The 21,671-nt window shown below is 62.0% G+C and carries 25 protein-coding genes, 1 tRNA gene and 2 pseudogenes; 16 read left to right on the forward strand and 12 right to left on the reverse strand.

Translation table 11 applies throughout. The features are described from left to right. Positions 1 to 199: 199 nt before the first annotated feature. Positions 200 to 276: transfer RNA gene (locus HEQ16_00005), tRNA-Met, on the reverse strand. Between the two features lie 377 nt (positions 277 to 653). Between HEQ16_00005 and HEQ16_00010 the strand changes: the two genes are divergently transcribed. Then, positions 654 to 1,853 (forward strand): site-specific integrase, encoded by a 1,200-nt coding sequence (locus HEQ16_00010; protein ID MCO4052466.1) that lies wholly within the window; start codon positions 654 to 656, stop codon positions 1,851 to 1,853. Here HEQ16_00010 and HEQ16_00015 read toward each other — a convergent pair. The 4 genes from HEQ16_00015 to HEQ16_00030 form a co-directional block, all read right to left on the reverse strand. Further along, on the reverse strand, positions 1,850 to 3,565 hold the full coding sequence (locus tag HEQ16_00015; protein ID MCO4052467.1) for an IS66 family transposase: 1,716 nt from the start codon (positions 3,563 to 3,565) through the stop codon (positions 1,850 to 1,852). The two genes, HEQ16_00010 and HEQ16_00015, sit on opposite strands and share 4 nt — an antisense overlap. A 76-nt stretch (positions 3,566 to 3,641) precedes the next feature. After that, entirely contained in the window at positions 3,642 to 3,986 is a 345-nt protein-coding gene (gene tnpB, locus HEQ16_00020; GenBank protein ID MCO4052468.1) for an IS66 family insertion sequence element accessory protein TnpB, read from the reverse strand. Then, positions 3,983 to 4,366 carry a transposase gene (locus HEQ16_00025; GenBank protein ID MCO4052469.1) on the reverse strand — a complete coding sequence of 128 codons (384 nt, stop codon included), beginning with the start codon at positions 4,364 to 4,366 and terminating at the stop codon, positions 3,983 to 3,985. Before HEQ16_00025 ends, tnpB begins: the two co-directional genes overlap by 4 nt. A gap of 36 nt (positions 4,367 to 4,402) precedes the next feature. Continuing rightward, the gene (locus tag HEQ16_00030) at positions 4,403 to 4,795 is read right to left on the reverse strand and encodes a helix-turn-helix domain-containing protein (GenBank protein ID MCO4052470.1); all 393 of its coding nucleotides are present in this window, start codon (positions 4,793 to 4,795) and stop codon (positions 4,403 to 4,405) included. 93 nt (positions 4,796 to 4,888) lie between these two features. Here HEQ16_00030 and HEQ16_00035 point away from each other — a divergent pair, with 93 nt between their 5' ends. Then, positions 4,889 to 5,314 (forward strand): hypothetical protein, encoded by a 426-nt coding sequence (locus tag HEQ16_00035; protein MCO4052471.1) that lies wholly within the window; start codon positions 4,889 to 4,891, stop codon positions 5,312 to 5,314. On the opposite strand, the gene HEQ16_00040 is transcribed toward HEQ16_00035, so the two are convergent. After that, entirely contained in the window at positions 5,280 to 5,522 is a 243-nt protein-coding gene (locus HEQ16_00040) for a WGR domain-containing protein (protein ID MCO4052472.1), read from the reverse strand. The two genes, HEQ16_00035 and HEQ16_00040, sit on opposite strands and share 35 nt — an antisense overlap. Beyond that, positions 5,522 to 5,998, reverse strand: coding sequence for a recombinase family protein (locus HEQ16_00045; protein MCO4052473.1), 477 nt, complete (start codon positions 5,996 to 5,998; stop codon positions 5,522 to 5,524). The genes HEQ16_00040 and HEQ16_00045 overlap by 1 nt, the downstream gene beginning before the upstream one ends. A gap of 101 nt (positions 5,999 to 6,099) precedes the next feature. Here HEQ16_00045 and HEQ16_00050 point away from each other — a divergent pair, with 101 nt between their 5' ends. Continuing rightward, on the forward strand, positions 6,100 to 6,336 hold the full coding sequence (locus tag HEQ16_00050) for a hypothetical protein (GenBank protein MCO4052474.1): 237 nt from the start codon (positions 6,100 to 6,102) through the stop codon (positions 6,334 to 6,336). On the opposite strand, the gene HEQ16_00055 is transcribed toward HEQ16_00050, so the two are convergent. Beyond that, positions 6,324 to 6,716: a type II toxin-antitoxin system VapC family toxin gene (locus HEQ16_00055; protein ID MCO4052475.1), complete on the reverse strand. Its 393-nt coding sequence runs from the start codon at positions 6,714 to 6,716 to the stop codon at positions 6,324 to 6,326. The two genes, HEQ16_00050 and HEQ16_00055, sit on opposite strands and share 13 nt — an antisense overlap. Then, positions 6,713 to 6,970 carry a type II toxin-antitoxin system prevent-host-death family antitoxin gene (locus HEQ16_00060; protein ID MCO4052476.1) on the reverse strand — a complete coding sequence of 86 codons (258 nt, stop codon included), beginning with the start codon at positions 6,968 to 6,970 and terminating at the stop codon, positions 6,713 to 6,715. The genes HEQ16_00055 and HEQ16_00060 overlap by 4 nt, the downstream gene beginning before the upstream one ends. A gap of 240 nt (positions 6,971 to 7,210) precedes the next feature. Between HEQ16_00060 and HEQ16_00065 the strand changes: the two genes are divergently transcribed. The 6 genes and pseudogenes from HEQ16_00065 to HEQ16_00090 all read left to right on the forward strand — a co-directional run bounded on the left by HEQ16_00065 (position 7,211) and on the right by HEQ16_00090 (position 13,561). Further along, a complete protein-coding gene (locus tag HEQ16_00065) occupies positions 7,211 to 7,597 on the forward strand; it encodes a hypothetical protein (GenBank protein ID MCO4052477.1) in 387 nt (128 codons plus the stop codon). Positions 7,598 to 7,799: 202 nt separating this feature from the next. Next, positions 7,800 to 8,823, forward strand: a pseudogene (locus tag HEQ16_00070) (hypothetical protein). A 123-nt stretch (positions 8,824 to 8,946) separates the two neighbouring features. Further along, positions 8,947 to 10,479, forward strand: coding sequence for a tyrosine-type recombinase/integrase (locus HEQ16_00075; GenBank protein ID MCO4052478.1), 1,533 nt, complete (start codon positions 8,947 to 8,949; stop codon positions 10,477 to 10,479). Positions 10,480 to 10,628: 149 nt separating this feature from the next. Further along, positions 10,629 to 11,695 (forward strand): IS630 family transposase gene (locus HEQ16_00080; GenBank protein MCO4052479.1). Its coding sequence is split into 2 segments (ribosomal slippage): positions 10,629 to 11,115 and positions 11,115 to 11,695, totalling 1,068 coding nucleotides; the frame shifts between segments, so codons are not numbered across the junction. Positions 11,696 to 11,717: 22 nt separating this feature from the next. Then, positions 11,718 to 12,551 (forward strand): tyrosine-type recombinase/integrase, encoded by an 834-nt coding sequence (locus HEQ16_00085; GenBank protein ID MCO4052480.1) that lies wholly within the window; start codon positions 11,718 to 11,720, stop codon positions 12,549 to 12,551. Further along, complete coding sequence (locus HEQ16_00090) at positions 12,548 to 13,561, forward strand: site-specific integrase (protein MCO4052481.1); 1,014 nt, start codon at positions 12,548 to 12,550, stop codon at positions 13,559 to 13,561. The genes HEQ16_00085 and HEQ16_00090 overlap by 4 nt, the downstream gene beginning before the upstream one ends. 67 nt (positions 13,562 to 13,628) lie before the next feature. Here HEQ16_00090 and HEQ16_00095 read toward each other — a convergent pair whose 3' ends face one another. After that, entirely contained in the window at positions 13,629 to 16,136 is a 2,508-nt protein-coding gene (locus HEQ16_00095) for a DEAD/DEAH box helicase family protein (protein MCO4052482.1), read from the reverse strand. Positions 16,137 to 16,314: 178 nt separating this feature from the next. On the opposite strand from HEQ16_00095, the pseudogene HEQ16_00100 reads away from it, so the two are divergent. Continuing rightward, positions 16,315 to 16,956, forward strand: a pseudogene (locus tag HEQ16_00100) (methylase). 20 nt (positions 16,957 to 16,976) lie between these two features. Next, positions 16,977 to 17,342: a DUF2493 domain-containing protein gene (locus HEQ16_00105; protein MCO4052483.1), complete on the forward strand. Its 366-nt coding sequence runs from the start codon at positions 16,977 to 16,979 to the stop codon at positions 17,340 to 17,342. An 86-nt stretch (positions 17,343 to 17,428) separates the two neighbouring features. On the opposite strand, the gene HEQ16_00110 is transcribed toward HEQ16_00105, so the two are convergent. Together HEQ16_00110 and HEQ16_00115 are read right to left on the reverse strand one after the other, a co-directional pair. After that, the gene (locus tag HEQ16_00110) at positions 17,429 to 17,890 is read right to left on the reverse strand and encodes an RES family NAD+ phosphorylase (protein ID MCO4052484.1); all 462 of its coding nucleotides are present in this window, start codon (positions 17,888 to 17,890) and stop codon (positions 17,429 to 17,431) included. A 27-nt stretch (positions 17,891 to 17,917) separates the two neighbouring features. Beyond that, positions 17,918 to 18,352: a DUF2384 domain-containing protein gene (locus tag HEQ16_00115; GenBank protein MCO4052485.1), complete on the reverse strand. Its 435-nt coding sequence runs from the start codon at positions 18,350 to 18,352 to the stop codon at positions 17,918 to 17,920. Positions 18,353 to 18,634: 282 nt separating this feature from the next. Between HEQ16_00115 and HEQ16_00120 the strand changes: the two genes are divergently transcribed. From HEQ16_00120 to HEQ16_00140, 5 genes are all read left to right on the forward strand, one after another. Continuing rightward, positions 18,635 to 19,639, forward strand: coding sequence for a DUF1738 domain-containing protein (locus tag HEQ16_00120; GenBank protein ID MCO4052486.1), 1,005 nt, complete (start codon positions 18,635 to 18,637; stop codon positions 19,637 to 19,639). Between the two features lie 14 nt (positions 19,640 to 19,653). Continuing rightward, on the forward strand, positions 19,654 to 20,124 hold the full coding sequence (locus tag HEQ16_00125) for a hypothetical protein (GenBank protein ID MCO4052487.1): 471 nt from the start codon (positions 19,654 to 19,656) through the stop codon (positions 20,122 to 20,124). A 71-nt stretch (positions 20,125 to 20,195) separates the two neighbouring features. After that, positions 20,196 to 20,909: a hypothetical protein gene (locus HEQ16_00130; GenBank protein MCO4052488.1), complete on the forward strand. Its 714-nt coding sequence runs from the start codon at positions 20,196 to 20,198 to the stop codon at positions 20,907 to 20,909. A gap of 143 nt (positions 20,910 to 21,052) precedes the next feature. After that, entirely contained in the window at positions 21,053 to 21,301 is a 249-nt protein-coding gene (locus HEQ16_00135; GenBank protein MCO4052489.1) for a plasmid stabilization protein, read from the forward strand. Further along, complete coding sequence (locus tag HEQ16_00140; protein MCO4052490.1) at positions 21,291 to 21,581, forward strand: type II toxin-antitoxin system RelE/ParE family toxin; 291 nt, start codon at positions 21,291 to 21,293, stop codon at positions 21,579 to 21,581. Before HEQ16_00135 ends, HEQ16_00140 begins: the two co-directional genes overlap by 11 nt. Positions 21,582 to 21,671: the final 90 nt, after the last annotated feature.

Consider the following 21,671-nt stretch of genomic DNA (forward strand, 5'->3'; position numbering starts at 1 on the left):
GCCTGTTCAAGGCGTTGATGACGGCGCATGTGCCTGGCTGGCGATCCCTTGAGGTCTCCCGGCCAAACAGTGCTGCTCTTTAGCGACGGTTCGTGTTTCTGAATGGCCTGAAAACGGACACAGTGCGGACACAAGCAAAAGCCCCGCTGGCGAGAGCCAACGGGGCTTTGCATAAGCTGTTGAATTAGCTTTGGTATTTTGGTTGCGGGGACCAGATTTGAACTGATGACCTTCAGGTTATGAGCCTGACGAGCTACCGGGCTGCTCCACCCCGCGTCACTGAGAACCGCGCTTGTATGCGCCACCGTTCGCAAACGCAACACCTTTCATAACAGTTTGATGTCATTCGGATTTCGGCATCGACGTCGTTCAGGTTCGATTCTAGAACGCGCGCTCACCGGATCGGCAGCGTTTTTCGTCGCGCGCATTCGACGGCGGAACACGGCGCGAACATCCGTTCGAGGCACGGAAGGCGACGGACACAGTGCGGACACGGAACGATGGTCCCGGCCCGAAAGCCTGCCCCACGATCTTCGCACCGTTGGCTTTCCGCCCGGTTTGCACCCGTTCCCACCATTCATCGGGAGAGCCGCCGAGAGCATCTTGCTGACCGGAAATGACCGCGGCTCAGTCCTGCGGAAAGGGTCGAAGGCATGAAGGCGCATCTTACCGAACGCAATGTGAAGGGGCTTCAACCGAAGCAGAAGAACATCATCGTCTATGACGAGGAGGTTGTCGGCTTCGGCGTGCGCATCACCAGCGGCGGCACGCGCGCTTTCATCCTGACCTATCGGATAGAGGCGCGGGAACGCCGCCTCACCATCGGCGCATGGCCGGATTGGTCGGTCACCGCCGCCCGGGAAGAGGCCAAGCGCCTTAAGCGCGAAATCGATCAGGGCCGCGATCCTATGGCGGAACGCGACGAAGCCCGGGAGTCGCCGAACGTTCGGCAACTGATCGACCGCTATCTCGAAGAACACGCCGCCAAGCTTGCGAAGCGCAACCGCGACGATCAGGCGTCGATGCTGCGCAAGCTGGTCGAGCCTGCCTGGGGACCGCGCAAGGCGGCAGAGATCCAGCCCGATGATGTTGATCGGCTGCTGCGCCAGATCGCCGGTGGCACGCCGGGAAAACGAGGCCGCAAGCCGACGCCGGTGCGAGCGAACCGCCTCGGCGAAATCCTGCGCAAGATGTTCAACCTCGCGATCCGCTGGCGCATCCGCACTGACAATCCCGCCGCAGGCTTCGCCCGGAATGCTGAAGCGCCTCGGGATCGCTATCTCTCAACGGACGAAATCGGGCGGTTGTCAGCTGCGCTCGATGCCCATCCGAACCGGCGCGCCGCCGATGCGGTGCGCCTGATCCTGCTCACCGGCGCGCGGCGCGGCGAAGTGCTGAGTGCGCGCTGGGAGCAATTCGATCTCGAAGCCGCTGTCTGGATCAAGCCTGCGGCTACCACCAAGCAACGCCGTCTGCATCGCGCGCCGATCAGCGCTTCCGCCGCCGCGTTGCTGCGCACGATCCGGCTGCGCGTGCCCGAAGAATGCGAATGGGTGTTTCCGGGTGACGCCGAAGGCAAGCCGCTTCAGGACATAAAGCGGTTCTGGGAAGATGTCCGGGCGAAGGCCGAACTGCCCGCAGTCCGCATCCATGATCTGCGCCACACCTTCGCGTCGCTGCTCGTTTCAGGCGGCATGACGCTGCCGATGATCGGCAAGCTCCTCGGCCATACGCAGGTTCAGACCACCCAGCGCTACGCCCACCTGCTGGACGATCCTCTTCGCGCAGGGCTTGAACAGGTAGGGGAAATGCTGAGTAACAGACCCTGGTTGAAACCCAACGTAAGCGGTTAGCTGAGGGCGTTTGACCTGAAGTTCCAGGGCATGAGGGCGTCGATTTTGGATGCGGGCCATCCTTGGGCGATATGCGCGAGGGTTTGCGACAGCCAGTCGAGAGGATCGACATTGTTCATCCTGGCGGTTTGCAGAAGCGTTCCCAGTGTAGCCCAGGTCCTGCCACCGCCTTCACTTCCGGCAAAGAGGCTGTTCTTTCGCGTAATGGTTTGGGGCCTGATGGCCCGTTCGACGATGTTGGAGTCGATTTCAATGCGACCGTCGGAGAGGAACCGTTCGAGTGCTTCACGGCGGGCGAGCGCATAGCGGATTGCTTCCGCCGTCTTGGACTTGCCGGAGACCTTGCCGAGCTCCCGTTCCCAAAGATCGAAGAGGCGCGCGACGACAGGCGCAGACTTTTCCTGCCGGAGCTTCGCGCGGGTGTCTGCATTCCGGCCGCGCACGTCATCTTCGACCCTCCACAGCTCGGTCATGGCCATGACGCTGTCCGTGGCAGCCTGCGAGACGCCGCTGATGTGCAGATCGTAGAACCTGCGCCTGAGATGCGCCCAGCATCCGGCAAGCCTCATCGTTTCTGTGCTGCCGGTTTTGGCCTGGCTTTTGGCGTGGCTCTTGGCCTGGCTCTTGGCGTGGCTCTTGGCCTGGCTCTTGGCCTGGCTCTTGGCCTGGCTCTTGGCCTGGCTCTTGGCAAGGCTGCTATAGGCCACGTATCCATCGACCTGCAGGATGCCGTTGTACCCGGACAGATGACGGGCCACACATTCAGCGCCTCTGCCGTCTTCGAAGCGATAGGCCACCATTGGCGGACTGGTGCCGCCATAGGGGCGATCATCGCGCGCGTAGGCCCATAACCAGGCCTTGGTTGCTTTCCCCGATCCGGGAGCCAGAGTGGGCAAGCTCGTTTCGTCGGCAAAGATCCGCTCACCCTCCTTGATCTTTTCGAGGATGTAATCGGCCAGTATCTGCAGTTCAAACCCAAGATGGCCCATCCATTGGGCCATCAGGGATCGGCTGATCTCGACCCCGTCGCGCAGGTAGATCGCCTCCTGACGGTAAAGCGGAAGACCGTCGGCATATTTGGAGACCGCGATAAAGGCGAGCAGCCGTTCCGTTGGCAATCCGGCTTCGATGATGTGTGCCGGTGCGAGCGCCTGGATCACGCCGTCATGGCCACGGAAGGCATATTTGGGACGGCGCGTCACGATGACCCTGAACTTCGGCGGAATGACATCGAGCCGTTCGGAACGGTCTTCGCTGATCAGCACCTTCTCCAGGCCCTCATATCCAGCGGGGAGTTCCGGCTCGATGACCTCCTCGATGCGCTCAAGATGCGCAGCAAAGCCTTTGCGCGGGCGTGGAGCGCGTTTCGGCTTGTCCCTGGCGCCCCGGTCGAGTTCGCTCTGGACGCTCGAAAGGCCGGTCTCCACCTCCTCGAAGGCAAAGGCAATCTGCTCGTCGTCGAGGACCCCAGGACCACCGGCGCAGAGCCGTTCAGAGCGCTTGCCATGTTGCGCGCGCTGCAAGACCTTCATGATCAGCGTCAGGTTGGCAATCCGCTCGTTGGCGCTCTGTTCGATCGCCTCCAGCCGGGCGATTTCAGCCTCCGCGGCTCTTAATCGAACATCCCCTTGCGCCTGCGCACGCGCCAGGGCGAGCACCATCGCCTTGAGCGCATCCACGTCGTCCGGCAAGGTGTTCAGGGGTAAATCCATGGGTGCAAATAGAGCACAAAACCGCTCACTTTCCCAATGATTACAGCAGCATGATTCATCTTGCCGCAGATCGACATCATCCCGTCAGCAAGGGTCGCCGCACCTTTGTCGGACGGATCTTCTTCCAGTCCATCCCGGCCAGAAGAGCCATCAGCTGCGAATGGTCCAGGCGAATGCGAGCCGCCGATAGGGCAGGCCAGCAAAAGCCTTGCTCCTCAAGCGTCTTCGAATAGAGACAAACGCCGCTGCCATCCCACCACACGATCCGAACACGGTCCGCACGTTTCGACCGAAACACGTAAAGCGCGCCGTTGAACGGGTCGAGGCCGCCATCCCGGACAAGCACCATCAGGGATGCGGCACCTTTACGAAAGTCGACGGGCTGGCACGACACGTAAACGACGACACCCAGGCCAATCATGCTTTGCGCACCGCCCTCAGTATCACGGTCAGATGATCCGCATCGATGTCGCCGCCAACGCGGACAACCGTATCCCGAATGACAATCTCCACAGCCCAGTTGCCAGCCGCCTCGACGCGCGCAAACTTCACCTCATCGTGCGCAACGGGCATGGCTTTGACCGCCCCGGATGCCCGGGCCTGTCGCCGCCATCCATAAAGCTGCGAAGGGTCAACCCCGGCAGAACGCGCAATCGCCGAAACATTCGCACCAGGCAACAGCGTCTGGGAAATCAGTCGTGCCTTCTCGTCGACCGACCAATCACGTAGCCTGCGCCTCGTCCGCACCGGCGCTGCCGTCAAAACCTCAAAAACTCGATCTTGATTCATACTCTCGCTCATAGGATTCCCCACATGATTCACCGGGAAAATGAGCGATCAGAACACCAAAAGATACGTGGGGTTGCCTACACGCTTACGTTGCAGGTCGATCCGCCGCCAGCGCACCACGCCGTCTACAGCGCGGTTGGGGCCGGTCTCGACGATCTCGGACAGCTCCACCAGTTGCGCCTGCGACAGACGTCTTGGGTTCCCCCGGCGACGGTTGTCCTTCAACTCGGCAGGGCCTTGCTCATTAAACCGATGCGCCCAGTCCCGTAGCGTCTGGCGGTCCATGCCGCCGATCTTGGCGGCCTCCGCCCGGCTCATCCCGTCCAGCGCCGCAGCGATGGACAGCAATCGTCGACTTTGGTTCGCATCCTTGCCCGATGCCGCCAGGCGGCGCAGCTCGGCGGGAGTATGGCTCGGCTTGATCTCGACAACCTTCGGCATGGCGTGGGTCCTCCACGCACTTTGAATCACGCCGCAGTCAGTTTGGGAACCCTCGGTGAGTCAGGTCAAAGGGCCTTTGGTATTAGCCCTATTATGGCGTTCTTCGCCCACCATGACGTGTGGGAGACCATCGCGCGGCTATGCAAAGAGCACGGCTACCAGTTGACGGTCTATATCGATGACGTGACCATATCAGGCAGTTCGCTTTCGCCGCAGGTGCTTTGGGACATCAAGCGTGCGATTCATGGCGCAGGCCTTCGGTATCACAAAGAAAAGTCTTTCATCGACCAGCCTGCCGAAATCACCGGAGTAATTGTCGATGGCGATCGGCTGCTCGTTCCCAACAGGCAGTTGAAGAAGTTGCATGAAACGCGCAAGGCACTCAAAGGACACGTTGCCCCCGCAACAGAGCAGAAGCTTCGCGAAAAGCTGTCGGGGCTACAAGGTCAGGTCGCGCAAATCGCAGCTCTAACCGACTCTCCCGTCAGCAGTATCCTCGCCGCCCCTTCTCCCGCTTGAGTGCGGACAGGGCATCGAGCGCCATCCCTGCGGAGCAATACGGATCGTGACGCACCCTCCCTGCACGGCCGATGCGTCCCCATTCGCGGACCAGCTCCCATCCACCAAAGAGAGTGGGTTGGACCTGCATCAGGTAGAATCGGCGCTTGTTTTTGGCCGGATCGATGCACTGAAGTCGGATGCGTGTCGGGAACATATCGAGCTGCATTAATCGCCCTCCGTTTCCTGCATCGTTGAACGTGCCGCTGGCAGGTGCCGATAGAGCGTCGCGGGTGAGACGCCCAGTCTCTTGGCGACATCCGCGACGGTGATTGTCGGATCGCCGAGCAGCGCCTTTGCAGCCTTCAGGTCATCTCCCGTCAGCTTCACGGGGCGACCGCCTACCCTGCCCCGTGCACGAGCAGCACTCAGCCCAGCCTTAGTGCGCTCTCGGATGACCCCTCTTTCGAATTCCGCCAGTGAACCGAAAATGTGAAACACTAGGCGGCCGCCGTCCATGACGGTTGGCGAGCCGTCGTGCGCGCCTCCGCCGGCAAGCTGACCTGCGAGCCTGCCGCCGAAATCCCGGACGACGTATGGCGCGCAAGACGTTCTACCGCGAGATGCTCGCGCAGCATATGCAGGCGCAGAAGCTGGTCCGGCATTTTCGCCTGTAGTGCGGACGCACCGACCGCTTCGATACATCCCGAATTCTCATCCGATCAACCGCCCGGTCTCGCTGCACAGCCATGCTGCTTCGTCACATGGTCAGTGCGGCGCCGGGCATCTCATTCATGGAGGAAACCATGGCGATCCCAGATTATGCCAGCCGCAATTTCCAGACGCTGCTTCGCGCCGCCGAAGCCGGGCACCTCGCCTTGATGGAATGCACAGACGCGAAGACCCGTGAGATTCGCTACGTCATTTGCGCTGTTGGGCGGCAGGACGGGGACTACGTGTTCACGCCGTTTGGCCATCTCGCCGACGCCAACCCGTTCGAGATGTATGTGCCGCCGGATGCCAATTCCGATCAACCTGCCTGAAGGGCGCTGGCCAGATCGGTGCGCGCAAAGTCCTGACCGACATAGAGCAGTGGGCAGCCCAATTCGCGCGCGACCTCATAAGAAAAACAATCCCCGAAGTTGAGGCCAGCCTCGTGCACACCCTTGCCCCAGTGCGCATAGGCTTCTGCGACACGCCGTGCTGAAGCTGGCGTCACACTGATGACCTCGAAGCCGATGCCGTCGATGAGCGCGGCCATTTCTTCACCGACATTGCGGCGCCCCGCCACGATCAGGCATTCAGCGACGGTGCCAGCCGAGATTGCGGTCCTCGAGCTGCTGGTCAAGACGGCCATGCACGCATCGGCTTCCGGCTCATCCAGCAGGATGGCCATCAGGGCGGAGGTATCGACCGCGATCATTCTGGCAGACCGTCCTCGCCGTAGAGCTCATCCTGGCTGCGTGCAGCACTCAAGCCCGGCGTCGCCTTGGCGGAGGCCTTGCGGCGCAGGCTGTCGAGCAGCTGATGACGCGCCATGGGCTCGGGCATGGACCTCACGGGCACGAGCCGCACGGCAGGCTGACCGTGGCGGGTCAACACGATTTCATCGCCAGCTTCGGCGCGCCGGACCAGTTCGGTCAACTGACCCTTCGCCTCGCTTACCGACACGTGCATGGCACCAGGCCTTTCCGTTGGAATGATGACCGATAAAATGGACCACTCAATGGTCCAAGTCAAGAATGGCGTTGCGGGCAGACCATGGGTCGGCACCTGCAACCGACCTTCATTGCTGTCCGGTCCTTTTTGGCATCGACACATCGTTCCAGAGGCAGAGCGGTGCCGGGGAGGGGCAAGCCGGGCGGAATGAGAGAGCGATCCCGGCCAATCACCGCACTTCTCTCGTGGACCTGTCCCATGACCCCATCTGTCTCCGCAGCGGTCTTGCTGCCGCAGAATACCGCGTTGCCGCCGTGCGCCGAACGTCCCGGCACCCCAATGGCTGGTGACTTGCCAGCTCATGTGTCGGCAGTGGACACAAACCATGGTGCGGTCGCCATCTATGGCGCTGCGCAACGTCTTCTCCCTCATCTTGAGCAAGGTCAGCGTATCGACGCCGCCATTCTGCGCTCGGTCATGACCGACGCCTTCGGATCATCCGATGCTGCTGGCGGCTGGGACTGGAAGCTCGCCTATGAGGCGACGGAAGCCGCGAGCGTACTGTTCCTGAGACGACATGGCCCGGCCCTGATCGCCAAAGCGGGCTCGCCGGACGCGATGCTGTCGCCAACGCGACCGGATTGATCGGTTCAAATCGACGATCGAGATCTCAGCACACACCCGATCGATCAGCGCAGCACATTGCGCGAACGCCCACGCAGCCAGCACGCTCCCTCTCTGGACCAGACGTGCCTGCTGCCGTCCGGCCCGCATCCCGCGCTGCGCCACCTGACGGCGTGCCGCTCGCCTACGAAACCTGCGACGGGTGTCCTCCAGCGACACCCGCATCAGCGAGGCGATCTACGAGCCCTACGCCTTGCAGACTATCGTGATTGCTGGCGCGCAGCCCCATCCGACGGGGCTTGTGCAATCCGCCGCCATGGCCTCGGTCGCGCCGCCGAAACCCACCTATCAACCGATGTTGCCGCCGCGCCTGATCACTGACGGCATCCTGTCTGACGCCCAGCTTGAGACCATCATCCTTGCCGGCGAGGCGCATGAGGGTCATCTCGCAGGATCATGGACGGTTGATGCCGCCGGCGATGTGGTGATGGCCGCGCCCGATGATGCCAGGGACGCCGTCCGCTTCCGGCAAGGCTTCATGCTGGGTGATGGCACAGGCGCAGGCAAGGGCCGCCAATGCGCTGGCATCCTGCTCGATCATTGGCTGCGCGGACGCCGGAAAGCGCTCTGGATCTCCAAATCAGACAAGCTGCTGGAAGACGCCCAGCGCGACTGGTCATCGCTCGGCATGGAAAAACTGCTGGTCACGCCCCTGTCGCGCTTTGCCCAGGGGACCCCGCGACCTGCGCGCGCTCGGGCTCTACACCTCACGATCACTGTCCTATGTCGGCGTGCGCTATGAGCTCGTTGAACACACGCTGACGGAGCCGCAGCGGCAAATCTACGATGCCTATGCCGGGGCCTTCGGCATCATCCACCGCAACCTCAATGCCGCGCTGGAAGCGGCCAACATCACGAGTGGCAAGGTAGCCGAGAGCGGCAGCGGCCAGGGCGGCAAGGGAGCCACCCTCAACGCGCAAGCCAAGGCTGCGGCGCGCTCGGCGTTCGAATCCACCAAGCAGCGCTTTTTCGGCCATCTCCTGACGGCGATGAAGACGCCGACCTTGATGCGTTCGATTGAGGAGGACCTCGCAGCAGGGCATGCCGCTGTCATCCAGATCGTCTCGACCGGTGAGGCGCTGATGGAGCGCAGGCTCAGCCTTATCCCCACCTCAGAATGGAACGATGTCCAGGTCGATCTGACCCCGCGCGAATACGTCTTATCCAGAACTCCGGATAAGACGTAATATGCCGCGTCCGCGTTATGCAGAGCGCGGCGCTTCATGTCATTGATATGATGTTTCATTTCGGGATCTCCACTTGGCATAATCATGATGCCTCTGCTCTCAATCGCAGAAGGACACCCCGACATGACCTCCCCCTCCAACTCTCACCCCGGCAGCGCGCCAGCCGCCGGGGCTGTCAGCGGCCAAGCACTTATTTGCGGTTATCTTGCGGATAATCCCAAGTTGTCTGCTGGCGCGCTCAGCGCGGCCCGGCATTTCCTGAAGTGGGTCGCCGACCAGCATATCGCGATCAGGGATCTTGATACTGCGGCGATTAGTCGTTTTGCGCGACACCGCTGCCGGTGCGGCCGCTATAGCGCCACGCAGTTGCGGGACCCCGCTTACATCACCGAGGTCCGGAGGTTTCTTCGCTATCTGGAAGATACCGGCCATGTGGCCATTCCAGACGAGGTTGCCCGGCTTGGCCCGCATTTGGCCTGCTTTTCCGCGTGCCTTGCTGACCAAGGCTACGGCAAGGTCACCTACAACGCCCGCATGAGTCAGGCGCGGCATTTTGCGGAATGGGCTCTGCAGCGACGTATTCCGTCCAGCCATATCGATAACGACCTGATTGAGCAGTTTGCCCATCACGACTGCCAGTGCGGGATCAAGACCAAACGCGGCAAGCGGGTCGAGGGCACCGGCAATAGGGATCGCCGCCGTGGTGCCCGCGCCTTCGTGTCTTTCCTCAGAGTAGAAGGATCGATCCCGGTCGCGTTGGCCACTGAACTACCTGCCGATCCACGCCTCGCCGATTTTGCCGCTTGGATGCGCCGGGAGCGCGGCGCCACGTCCGAGACGATCAGGCGCTATCAGCAAGAGTTGGGCCGCTGGCTGATGAAGCTTGGATCGGAACCGCAGGGGATCACCGCTGCGGTCGTCCGCTCGATCGTTCTGGATCAAGGCGAGGACCGCTCCCGATCGTCAGTCCGCATGACGATAACAGTCTTGCGCACATTCTTGCGATTCATGATCGGCGAGGGGTTGTGTGCTCCGTCGCTGCTTCATGCGGTGCCGTCAGGGGTGCGACGCAGGCTTTCGACCGTCCCAAAGACGATCCCGGCTTCGACCATCGAAGAGATCGTCGCGTCCTGCGGCACAGGCACAGCGGTTGAGGTGCGGGACCGCGCCATCATCCTGCTTCTCGCGCGGATGGCCTTGCGGGCTGGCGATATCTGGCAACTCCATCTCCGCGACATCGACTGGCGCGCGAGCAGGTTGCGATTGCACGGCAAAAGCCGACGTGGGGTGTTTATGCCTTTACCGCAAGACGTCGGTGATGCGCTGCTCGCCTATATCGAGGACGCCCGGCCGGTGGTTGCATCCGATCGAGTCTTCTTGCGCGTCCAAGCCCCTTTCACCCCATTTCGTTCATCGGCCGAGATCGCCGGTATCGTCTCTCGAGTCCTTTCCCGCGGCGGTTTCGTCGGCCTTCCGACCGGCGCACATGTGTTTCGGCATTCACTGGCTTCGACATGGCTGCGCGGTGGCGCGGAACTGGATCAGATTGGGGCCGCGCTGCGCCACGTGTCACGCGACACAACCGCAATCTACGCCAAGGTCGATGTCGATATGCTCGGGGCGATGGCCCAGCCTTGGCCGGGGTATTCAGCATGATGCATCACCATGTTGACCGCTATATCAACCTTCACCGCGCCCTCGGAAAGGGGTTTGCCAAACATGATACCAAAGGCCCTTTGACCTGACTCACCGAGGGTTCCCAAACTGACTGCGGCGTGATTCAAAGTGCGTGGAGGACCCACGCCATGCCGAAGGTTGTCGAGATCAAGCCGAGCCATACTCCCGCCGAGCTGCGCCGCCTGGCGGCATCGGGCAAGGATGCGAACCAAAGTCGACGATTGCTGTCCATCGCTGCGGCGCTGGACGGGATGAGCCGGGCGGAGGCCGCCAAGATCGGCGGCATGGACCGCCAGACGCTACGGGACTGGGCGCATCGGTTTAATGAGCAAGGCCCTGCCGGGTTGAAGGACAACCGTCGCCGGGGGAACCCAAGACGTCTGTCGCAGGCGCAACTGGTGGAGCTGTCCGAGATCGTCGAGACCGGCCCCAACCGCGCTGTAGACGGCGTGGTGCGCTGGCGGCGGATCGACCTGCAACGTGTCATCGCGGACAAGTTCAAGATCGCGTATCACCAGCGCAGCATCGGCAAGCTGCTGAAGCACCTGGGCTTCTCGCACATCAGCGCCCGGCCACGGCATCCCGGGCAAGATGGCGAGGTCATCGCGGCTTTTAAAAAAACTGGCCCAACACGCTCGCGGCGCACATCAAGGGCGTGACGCGCAAGACGAAGATCGAGATCTGGTTTCAGGATGAGGCCCGCATCGGCCAGAAGAACGGGCTCGTCCGGCAATGGGCGAGGCGCGGCACAAGACCTACCCAGCCTGCCGACCAACGCTATGAGAACGCCTATCTCTTCGGTGCCATCTGCCCCGAAAGAGGCGTGGGCGCGGCCCTCGCTTTGCCCCATGCTGACACCGACATGATGCAACTGCATATCGACGAGATATCCCTGCACGTCGCCAAAGGCGCTCATGCCGTGCTGCTGCTGGATCGAGCCGGATGGCACATCACCGGCGACCTGAACTGGCCGAAGAACATCACGCCGATCCTGCTGCCCTCGCGCGCGCCGGAACTGAACCCCGTGGAGAATATCTGGCAGTATCTGCGTGCCAACTACCTCTCGAACCGCGTCTTCGAGACATACGCCGACATCATCAATGCAGCCTGCGAGGCCTGGAACAGGCTCACCGAAAGGCCCGACGTCATCACATCAATCGGGATGCGCCACTGGGCGCAAACAGGTCAGTTGTAAGGGCCGTTAGTATGAGAGGTCCTTGCGCGAGTTCGCCGCATTTGCTGCTGACCGGACCGATCCGCATGTAACCGCGGCACTAATCCTCGAGTGGGCAGGCAGGGCGGCCACGCCTAATTCTGCACAAGACCGATATGATCAGGCCCGCGCCTTCGCGATGTTCCTGCATTCAGAGGACGTGCAGCACGAGGTTCCAGTGGCAGGGTTGTTCGGCCGGTCAAGGCGCCGCCGACCCGCTCCCCACATCCTGTCGCAAGACCAGATCAATGGCATCCTGACGGAGGCACTGCTGGTTCCCGGCCTGTCCCCGATCAGCCCACAGACCTATCACACGCTGTTCGGATTGCTGGCCTCGACAGGTCTGCGCATCTCGGAAGCATTGTCCCTGCGTTGCGACGACCTGACGGAAGATGGGCTGATGATCCGCAAGGGCAAATTTGGCAAGAGCCGTCTCGTCCCTCTTCACGCCTCGACCCGTGCAGTGATGGAGCGTTATCTCGATCAGCGGCGCATCGTCCGTGATGCTGGTCATGACCTTTTCGTGCTCGGGCACGGTCACGCACCGACGGCGACGAGAGCACACGTGGTCTTCGTACGGATTGTGCGCAAGCTCGGTTACCGCAATCCGACTGGTCCCGGCCCCCGGCTACACGATTTGCGCCATACCTTCGCGGTTCGGTCCCTGGAGACCTGCGGAACTGATCCGCAGTCCGTCCTGCGGCACATGCGGGCCCTGAGCACCTATCTCGGCCATGTCGATATCGCCAATACCTATTGGTATCTCGAAGCCACGCCTGTCTTGTTGCAAATGATTGCGGCAAGGGCGGAAGAGACGTGGATCGGGGGTGCAGCATGACCCCGCTCGCGCCTGACCTGTCATCTTTCCTGCAAAAGCATCTGCCCGACGAACGTGGCGCCAGCCAACATACCATCGCCGCCTATGCCCACGCGTTCACCCTCCTGCTACGGTTTGCGGCCAAACGCCTTAAACGACAGCCTTCTGACCTTGCGATCGAGGATCTCGACGTCAGACTGATCAGGGCCTTTCTCGAGTACATCGAAGAAGGTCGGGCCAATACCGTGCGATCCCGCAATGCCCGGCTGGCAGCCATCAAGGCATTTTTCCGCTTCCTTGAGCCACGGCGTCCAGCCTGCCTCGAACAGGCGATGATGGTGAGAGCGCTGCCCGTCAAACGCACGGATGTAAAGCTGATCGACTACCTGACGAAGGACGAGGTGCGCGCCTTGCTTGCGGCCCCAGACGGCAGAGCGCCGGCTGGGCTGCGTGATCGGGCGATGCTTCACCTGGCCTATGCCGCAGGACTGCGGGCGTCTGAACTTCTCGCGGTTCGGATGGACGATTTCCCGAAGGGATCGTTCGCCAATATCCGGGTGCTCGGGAAGGGGCGGCGGGAACGGGTGCTGCCGCTCTGGAAGGAGACACAAGCAGCCATTCGGGCTTGGCTCGCCGTCCGTCCCAATGATCTCGGGCCGGAACTGTTCCTGAACCACGATGGCGGCCCGATGACACGGGATGGTTTTGCCTACCGGCTCCGCCAACATGTTTCCGCGGCGGAACGCACGACCCCTTCGATTGCCGACAAGCACGTGACCCCGCATGTGCTGCGGCACAGCTGCGCCATGCACACGCTGCAGGCTACAGGTGATGTCCGCAAGGTCGCCCTTTGGCTGGGTCATGCCAGCCTCCAGACGACCGAGATGTACTTGCGCGCGGACCCGACCGAGAAGCTCGCCCTTCTCGAAGCGCATCATGCCCCACTGATCAAGCCGGGCAAGTTCCGGCCGCCGTCTGACAAGCTGATGGCAATCCTTGCGGCCGCGACGGGCACGAAGACCCGGCGATGACCATCGCACTGTCCTGAGCTCTTGCCGGCCCACATACCAGCAGCGTCCCGCACAGGGTGGGGCACTGCTATTCCATCACATAGCCAAGTGCACGGTATCCCGACCGCCGTTTTGCGGCCATTCTCGCCAGTACTGGAACGGCACTATCCACGTAGTCCACGACCAGAACGTCCTTCTTGCCGTCATGTTGCCTATGCAAGCGCCCAACATATTGCGCCAGCGTGCCCTTCCACGCGATCGGCATGGTCAGGAACAGGGTATCCAGCCGCGGGTCATCAAAGCCCTCACCGATGTAGCGTCCTGTCGCAAGGATCAGCCGCTCCTCGTCTTTGGGGACATTCAGTGCGGCGGCGGCGGATTTGCGATCTTTCGCCGACATGCCGCCTCGCAGGACGACCAGATTCTTCGCAAACTTGGAGAACCGCTGCTGGAGATAATCCAGATGGTCTTTGCGCTCGGTCAGCACGATCGGGGACCGCTTCGCCTCGAGCGATTTCAGCACATCATCAAAGATCTGATCATTTCGACCGGCGTCCTCAGCCAAGGCGGCATAGATCGCGGGCATCGATGGCCGTTCCGCCATCGCAAGCATTTCGGGCAGTTTGAACCGCGTGTGACGCTCGCGCGCCCGATGCCGAATGCCGCTCTCAGCAGCCTGCGATCTGGCATGAACCTGATGCCGTATGGGGCCGCATTGCATGAAGATGATGGGATGGTGCCCGTCTTTTCGGGCGACGGTTGCCGACAGACCGACGACATAGCGCGCCTTCGTTCTGCGCGCGACAAGTTCAAAACTCGCCGCAGACAGGTGGTGGCATTCGTCGACGATCAACTGGCCGTAGTCAGCCACGATGTCGTCGACCTCGCCGTTTCTGACTAGGCTCTGGATCAAAGCCACGTCAATCACGCCCGTCGGTTTGCGCTTTCCACCGCCTATTGTGCCAATCTGTTTGGGGTCGATCTGGAGGAAGGTCTTCAGCCGCTCGACCCATTGGTCGAGAAGTTCCCGACGATGCACCAGAACCAGCGTGTTTCGGGCGCGATAACCAATCAGGGCCGACGCAACAACAGTTTTGCCGAAGGCCGTGGTCGCGGCGAGCACGCCAGTATCATGCGCGGTGAGCGCCTCATAGGCGCGCTGTTGCGGCGGCCGAAGCTCACCAAGGAACCGAACCGTGTTCGGCAGCGGGGTTCCATCGCTGCGCTGGTCGTCCAGTTCTGCCTTGGCGCCGTGTTCGGTCAGGATTTCAACCACCTCATCAAAGCAGCCTCGCGGTAAGGCAATGTGGCGTGGGTGCAGCTCGGCACAAGCGACCACGCGAGGCTTTCCGAAGGTGGGCAGCCGCATCGCCTGCGCCCGATAGAACTCGGGGTTCTGGAAAGCTGCGACCCGTACCAATTGGGCAATCATAGCAGAGGGCAGCCCGGTTCGGTCAATGTAGACCTGATCTGCGACTGTCACCTTGATGTTTGGCGGAATCACCACGTCCGCAGGCTTTGCCTTCGGGCGTCGCGATGGCAACATTTTCCACGGCTCGTCAGCATTTTCGTCTTCAACTGGCATTCGAACTGCCAGCACCTGACTGGACGCCTCTGCGGCTGCAACAATGCTGGATACCGCCGCCGCGGACAGTCTCGGCAGCGTCGACAGATACGCCCACTGGTCGTCGTATGGCTGAAGATACTGATCGAGAAAGACGCAATTGCCGACCCTCCGCGCGCTGTGCTGCAGCGGCAGGGCGATCAGGTTTCCAAAACCGCCGAGGGGCATCGTGTCCTGGTTTGGGAAGAGGCGGTCATAGGATGCAAAGCCGATCTCCGGTCGCCTCTCCATGGTCTCCGTGATCAGCGCCGATCCAAGCTGGCGGGCAGCCCGGGCCGATACCGGTTCGGCGAAGAAGATCCAGACATGGCCGCCGTTGCCCGATCGGGATCGTTCCAGCGCAGCAGGCACTTCTTTTGCCCGGCAGGTTTCGAGCAGGGCACTGGCGTCCTCCGCCCATGAATCCCTGTCAAAATCTGCTGCCAGGAACCAGCAGGTGTCGTCCCGCAACAACGGGTAGACGCCGGCCACGAAGTCAGCCGAAGGGCCCTCGCCGCCCCGTAGGTGCCGTTCGATGACGCTGGCGTCGGGGGGTATGAACCGCTGATGCTTGCAGTCCCCGCATTTGACGGTCGGTTTTCCGCAGATGCCTTTCACCCATTCATTGAAGCAGGCAGGCGAATAGCCGGCGCGTCCTGTCTTGCGGTTCTCCCAACGCACCGGAAACACGTCTGGGCGGCCAGCAAACAGGTTGCGGAACAGCTCTACCTTTTCGCTCGAACTCGACATGTTGGTGACGGGGGCATTTTCAAAGGATGAACGTTTGGCTTGTGCGGCTATTTCTGCGGTTTGCTTGGCCTCCAGCACCGAAAGCTCCTGCAAAAGTTGACGTTGTTCCGCATCCAGCTCGGCCAGCCGTGCCCGAACCCTCGCCAATTCTGTTGCTGTGCCGCTTCGATCTACCACCTGTGATTTCCGCCTAGTTGTCCCTTCCCTCCGACCATAACGGCCAAACGGCTCTGCTGTAAGCATGCCTCCGCTTCCGGCGGTTGTGCCGCCGGGGTGAGAGTTGGAGGGGGAGGTCATGTCGGGGTGTCCTTCTGCGATTGAGAGCAGAGGCATCATGATTATGCCAAGTGGAGATCCCGAAATGAAACATCATATCAATGACATGAAGCGCCGCGCTCTGCATAACGCGGACGCGGCATATTACGTCCTCGATTACCTCAGCCACTCCTTCCCGGTGCAGCTCTATGAGCCCTTCACCGATACTGAGGGCAATCTGCGCTCACGACCCGTGACCAGGGATGGCCAGCCCGTGCTCTGCCGGGAAGCGGTCAGGCGACGCGACAGCCTGATCGAGCATCTGGCGTCGATGGCACCCGTGCCCGGTGCCCTCGACCAGATCATCCAGCACTTCGGCACCGAACACGTCGCCGAGGTGACCGGCCGGTCACGGCGTATCGTGCGCAAGCGTGCCGGGGGCCGCGAAGTCAGTGGGGAGCACGGGCCTTCTGACCCGTTTAGCGGCGGCAATGATCGCCTTGTGGTCGAAAGCCGGGCTGGCAGCGCCAACCTCACGGATGCCCGCGCCTTCATGGATGACGTCAAGCGCATCCTGGTGTTCTCGGATGCTGGCGGCACCGGGCGCTCCTAGCACGCCGATCTGGGAGCGAAGAACCAGCGCCTGCGGGTGCATTATCTGCTGGAGCCGGGCTGGAAGGCAGACACGGCCATTCAAGGTCTTGGCCGCACCAACCGCACCAACCAGAAACAGCCGCCGCTGTTCCGGCCCATCGCCACCGACGTCAAGGCCGAGAAGCGTTTCCTGTCGACCATAGCAAGGCGGCTCGCCGCCGGGCCAAGACCGACATCCTCGTGCCGGCTGGCCCCAAGGTGGCGCTGACCGGCGGCGCGGCCTTCAATGATCACACCCTGATCTGGGCCAAGCTCGATCAGGTCCAGGCCCGGCATCCCGACATGGTGCTGCTGCATGGTGGCTCGGATCGCGGGGCTGAACTGATTGCCGCCAAATGGGCCGACACCCGCAAGGTGCCGCAGATCGCCTTCAAGCCGGACTGGACCCGCCACGCCAAGGCCGCCCCCTTCAAGCGCAACGACGCCATGCTGGAGGTGCTGCCCATCGGGGTGATCGTGCTTCCCGGCTTAGGCATCCAGGACAATCTCGCCGACAAGGCGCGCGCGCTCGGCATCCCGGTCTGGAGGTGCGGCGGGTGAGGCCGCACGACCAATTTGGCTGAAGCTTCAACAGGGCGGTGCAAGCCGCTCAACTCGCCGTGACGCGACGTCTGGGGTGCCCTGATTCAGAACAGGCGAACATCGAGCCTGAACGGCTCGGCTGTGATGATCTTGATGCGCGCTGCCGCCGGATGCCGATGATTGATGACAATGTTGACATCAGGCGATCCAACGATCGGCACAATAACGGAAGGCACCTGCAACATCGGGGTTTCCCCATCGCCATGCCAGCGATCACCCAAGTCTTGCGTCAAGGTCTCGGCCTTCGTCCAATCCGGTGGCAGATCGCTGAGTGAAATCACCTGTCTGGCCAGATCATCGGGCGCCTCGTAGCGCACCATGACGAGTTCGGGCATCAAGGCTGGATCCTCGATATGGACGAGTTTTTCGAGCACGCAAAGCGACGGTGCGGTCGCTGCGTAGGTCACAGCATGTCCGGCTGTGTTCCAGCGCCCGTCGAACAGAAGGCCATACCCGCCATCAAAGGCGCGCGCGTGCTGGGCGCCGGAGAGACGCCAGAGGATCATTGCGGCCGGGCCTTCATCAGCAAGCCGTCAAGCCGCCGCGCCCCAGGCGATCTTGGCGAGCATTGTCTCGATCACACGCGCGCCGCTTTCGGTCTGCGCGATGTCGAGCGGTGTTTCGCCTGCGAGGGCTGCAAGCGGTTTGCGCAACCAGGTGCTGGCCTTGGCGAGATCGCCGAAGGTTTCTTCCGTGATGGTCTGGATGCGAACAAGACGCACGGCCCGGTCCGACTCGTCGATCGTCAGCGGCTGGTTCTTTTCCTGCCGGTGCCTGCGCGTGCGCTGCGGGATCACAAAACGCTCGATCTCCTTGTCGCTTAGCCCCGCTTGCGACAAGCCCTTGAGAGTTTCGAGCGGCAATCGCCGCTGTACGGCGAGCGCCAGATCGGTCTGGGAGCGCACCGCGCCGCCCAGCACCGCTGCACCGCCTAGCTTGCGGGCCATCTCCATCAACACCATCGACATCGCGCGCATGCCTCCACACGGATCGGCAACCTGCTGGAGATATAGCGGCAAATTGCCGAAATGACAAGATCGCCTGGACAGATCGCCTGGATAGCACGGCATGGCCTTGCCGGTCATAAAGAGCTGCCATGGCCGATCACGAACGAGCTGTTCTACCGGGTCGCGTGGAGCATTCCTGCAACCGGTCCATGGCCAGTCAGAGAGCCAGAGGCAAGCGGGTGATCCCGCGACGGGTTGAAAGGGCGAGAGCAGCTTGCCCGGCCCGTCGCGGAGAACCCCGTCATGGACCGGAACCATCGCCAGCAGGGCGCGTCTGACCGCGCCGACATCTACAGCCGCATCACAAAGGAGATCGTCGACACCATCGAAGCCATGCAGGCGGGAGCTCGCGCCGACTGGAAACTGCCCTGGCATCACGACGGCAGCAACGTCGCGCGCCCGATGAACATCGCCTCGAAGAACAAGTATCGCGGCATCAACATCCTGGCGCTCTGGATCGCCAGCATGAAGGCGGGGTTCGGCTCGGGCCTGTGGGGCACCTATCGGCAGTTTGCGGAAGTGGGCGCGCAGGTCCGCAGGGACGAGCGTGCCACCACGGTGGTGTTCTGGAAAGAATTCCGGCGCGGTGAGAGCGATGATGGCGACGCTGGCGACAACCGTCGGGCGCGTTTCATGGCCCGTGGCTATCATGTCTTCAACGCGGCCCAGGTCGATGGCCTCGAACTGCCAGCGCAGCCCGTTCTGCCGGAATGCGCCCGCGTCGCCGCCGCCGAGCAGTTCTTCGCCCACCTCGGCATCACGATCAAAACCGAGGGCGATCAGGCGTGTTACCTGCCCAGCCTGGACGAGGTGCGCATGCCGCCCTTCGCACGGTTTCGGGATGCCGGCTGCTATTACGCTACGCTCGGTCACGAGTGCGGCCACGCCACAGGCGCCAAGCATCGGCTGGACCGTGATCTGGGTGGGCGCTTCGGCTCTGAACGCTACGCCGTGGATGAGCAGATCGCCGAACTGACGGCGAGTTTCGTGATGGCGGATCTGGGGCTCAGCTATGGTGCGAGGCCCGAAAGCGCCGCCTACCTCGCCTCCTGGCTCAAGGTGCTGAAGAACGATACGCGGGCCATCTTCACCGCTGCCGCAAAAGCTCAGCAGGCGGCAGACTGGATGCATGCGCAGCAGCCAGGAGCGGTGAATGGCGAGCCTGTCAGTGAGGCCGATGATGACGGAGAGGATCTGGTCGCCAGCCCGCTGCCTCAATCGACGCTCGTCAACGCTGTGGCAGCGTGAGGGGGAGACGGATAATGACCACATCGACCTCCCAATCCATTGCCATCACCGCGCTGCTGATCGATCCGAACCGTGCCGAGGCGCGTAGGGTCTCCCTGACCGTCATGGATGATGCGCTTCGACTGGATGAGCTCTACGTGCTCCTCGGTTGCGACCTGGTCGAGCGCGCTGCGTTCGATGAGCAACACTTGATCTGGGCCGACGAGAACGGCTGGGATGCAGCAACCGCCTTCACCGTCAGCGATGACGGCACCAACGCCATTGCCGGACGCTTCCTGATCATCGGCGAAACTGACGATGGAGAGTTGCAGGATGTCGTTCCAGAGGTCGCGCCACTTCTGGCGCGGCTGACGTGCCATCGCTGCCTGTTCGAGCCGGAATTCGTGACGCGAACAAGCAACACGGGTGCAGGCTTCTGCGTGGAGACGAGGCTGCAGGGCGTGACGCCACGGATCGACCGGACGCGGCCACGGCTCGTGGACTGAGCCGAGGTCAGGGGCAGCACTTGTGGTAGGAGCGGTGGAGTTCAGAATGAAGCTCCCCAGAAGAGTTGCCCATGTTGTCCATCACGTCCATTCCCGATGACGAGCCGCTGCTCACAACCTCGCCGCTGATCCGTGGCCTGCTGAAGATGGCTGACTACATCGCTGAGCATGGCGGCATTGGCCTGACGGCATCGGGCGCGTTCAATCGCAAGTTCGTGCATTGGGCGGCTGCTGAATTTGAGTGGCCGGGGTTTACGGAGGATGATCTGTTTGCCGTCAACAAGGTGCTCGACGAGATGGATTTTCCGCCGCTTGGCGATCTGCATGCGCTGCTGCGCGCCTTGCGGCTGGGCCGACATGCCAAAGGCAGGTTCATGTTGACCAGGGCTGGCAAGGACCTGGTTGCCCGTCCCGGCCGCTTGTTTGCGGAACTTCTGCCGCACTACCTGTTTCGGCTGGACCACGGTGCGAGCATGCGATCGCACTCAGGGCTGCTTGGCAGCTGGGATGTGTTCCTCAATGTGATCAATGTCGAGGCGGAGCGCGGCGCGAGCCTCAACAGCTTGCGGCGCACGCTTTATGGCCAACCGGACAGTGCCGGCCATGACGAGACAGCACTGGCCTTGTTCATCGGTGTCCTGCGCCCACTTTGCTGGGCTGGCCTTATCACCATGGATCTGTCGTACACCACCCGCGGTGACTCTTCCGTCATCAAGACCGAGCTCTGGCGGCGCTACCTCCGCCTTGAGACCGACTGGCATCTTGGCGAGCCCCGACTGCACTGATGCGCTCATGTCCAAATCGAGGAGCGATGCCCGCTATACCGGCGCAAGGCGGGATCGCGGTGCGAAGCTCTATCCTGTCGGCCACGACCATTGAAAAGACCGGTTAAGAGTGCTATTGTGAACCCTAATAAGGAGGGCTTCACATGGCAAACCAGATCCATGCTTTGACGACGGCGAGCGTATCCGAGCTCAAGAAGAACCCCATGGGCACGGTTGCGGCCGGTGAGGGCTTCCCTGTCGCCATCCTCAACCGCAACGAACCGGCCTTCTATTGCGTGCCTGCGAAGGCCTATGAGGCCATGCTGGAGCGTCTTGAGGACATGGAGCTCAACGCCATCGCCGATGCGCGCGAAGGCCAGGCGATCCACAAGGTTGAGCTGGATGACCTATGAGCTCGCCTTTCTGGACGACGCTCTGAAGGAATGGCGCAAGCTCGACAACGCAACGCGCGAGCAGTTCAAGGCCAGGCTTGCCGAGCGCTTGCAGAACCCGAAAATCCCGTCAGCACGGCTTCATGGCGCCAGGGAGCGTTACAAGATCAAGCTGCGCAATGCCGGGTACCGCCTTGTCTATCAGGTCAAGGATCGCGAACTGCTGGTTCTGGTCGTCGCTGTGGGAAAACGCGAACGCAACGAGGTCTACAAACTGGCTCAACGCCGGAAGACGGACTGAGCGCATCTGGGCGAGCCGTCCGTTCATCACAGACGTGAATCAATCAGGCCCGTTCGATTCCAGAATTGCGTTGGACCCGTGAGCCGCATC

Source organism: Bosea sp. (in: a-proteobacteria) (assembly GCA_023910605.1).
Lineage (GTDB): Bacteria > Pseudomonadota > Alphaproteobacteria > Rhizobiales > Beijerinckiaceae > Allobosea.

Excerpts from the sequence above, each read along its gene's own strand:
- HEQ16_00055 (MCO4052475.1), bottom strand. The coding sequence starts at position 6,716 with ATGATCGCGGTCGATACCTCCGCCCTGATGGCCATCCTGCTGGATGAG.
- HEQ16_00040 (MCO4052472.1), bottom strand. The coding sequence starts at position 5,522 with ATGCAGCTCGATATGTTCCCGACACGCATCCGACTTCAGTGCATCGAT.
- HEQ16_00050 (MCO4052474.1), top strand. The coding sequence starts at position 6,100 with ATGGCGATCCCAGATTATGCCAGCCGCAATTTCCAGACGCTGCTTCGC.
- HEQ16_00110 (MCO4052484.1), bottom strand. The coding sequence starts at position 17,890 with ATGATCCTCTGGCGTCTCTCCGGCGCCCAGCACGCGCGCGCCTTTGAT.
- HEQ16_00025 (MCO4052469.1), bottom strand. The coding sequence starts at position 4,366 with ATGAGCGAGAGTATGAATCAAGATCGAGTTTTTGAGGTTTTGACGGCA.
- HEQ16_00065 (MCO4052477.1), top strand. The coding sequence starts at position 7,211 with ATGACCCCATCTGTCTCCGCAGCGGTCTTGCTGCCGCAGAATACCGCG.
- tnpB (MCO4052468.1), bottom strand. The coding sequence starts at position 3,986 with ATGATTGGCCTGGGTGTCGTCGTTTACGTGTCGTGCCAGCCCGTCGAC.
- HEQ16_00095 (MCO4052482.1), bottom strand. The coding sequence starts at position 16,136 with ATGCTTACAGCAGAGCCGTTTGGCCGTTATGGTCGGAGGGAAGGGACA.
- HEQ16_00045 (MCO4052473.1), bottom strand. The coding sequence starts at position 5,998 with ATGTATCGAAGCGGTCGGTGCGTCCGCACTACAGGCGAAAATGCCGGA.
- HEQ16_00060 (MCO4052476.1), bottom strand. The coding sequence starts at position 6,970 with ATGCACGTGTCGGTAAGCGAGGCGAAGGGTCAGTTGACCGAACTGGTC.
- HEQ16_00010 (MCO4052466.1), top strand. The coding sequence starts at position 654 with ATGAAGGCGCATCTTACCGAACGCAATGTGAAGGGGCTTCAACCGAAG.
- HEQ16_00130 (MCO4052488.1), top strand. The coding sequence starts at position 20,196 with ATGTTGTCCATCACGTCCATTCCCGATGACGAGCCGCTGCTCACAACC.
- HEQ16_00115 (MCO4052485.1), bottom strand. The coding sequence starts at position 18,352 with ATGTCGATGGTGTTGATGGAGATGGCCCGCAAGCTAGGCGGTGCAGCG.
- HEQ16_00135 (MCO4052489.1), top strand. The coding sequence starts at position 21,053 with ATGGCAAACCAGATCCATGCTTTGACGACGGCGAGCGTATCCGAGCTC.
- HEQ16_00030 (MCO4052470.1), bottom strand. The coding sequence starts at position 4,795 with ATGCCGAAGGTTGTCGAGATCAAGCCGAGCCATACTCCCGCCGAGCTG.
- HEQ16_00075 (MCO4052478.1), top strand. The coding sequence starts at position 8,947 with ATGACCTCCCCCTCCAACTCTCACCCCGGCAGCGCGCCAGCCGCCGGG.
- HEQ16_00140 (MCO4052490.1), top strand. The coding sequence starts at position 21,291 with ATGACCTATGAGCTCGCCTTTCTGGACGACGCTCTGAAGGAATGGCGC.
- HEQ16_00090 (MCO4052481.1), top strand. The coding sequence starts at position 12,548 with ATGACCCCGCTCGCGCCTGACCTGTCATCTTTCCTGCAAAAGCATCTG.
- HEQ16_00120 (MCO4052486.1), top strand. The coding sequence starts at position 18,635 with ATGGACCGGAACCATCGCCAGCAGGGCGCGTCTGACCGCGCCGACATC.
- HEQ16_00125 (MCO4052487.1), top strand. The coding sequence starts at position 19,654 with ATGACCACATCGACCTCCCAATCCATTGCCATCACCGCGCTGCTGATC.
- HEQ16_00035 (MCO4052471.1), top strand. The coding sequence starts at position 4,889 with ATGGCGTTCTTCGCCCACCATGACGTGTGGGAGACCATCGCGCGGCTA.
- HEQ16_00015 (MCO4052467.1), bottom strand. The coding sequence starts at position 3,565 with ATGGATTTACCCCTGAACACCTTGCCGGACGACGTGGATGCGCTCAAG.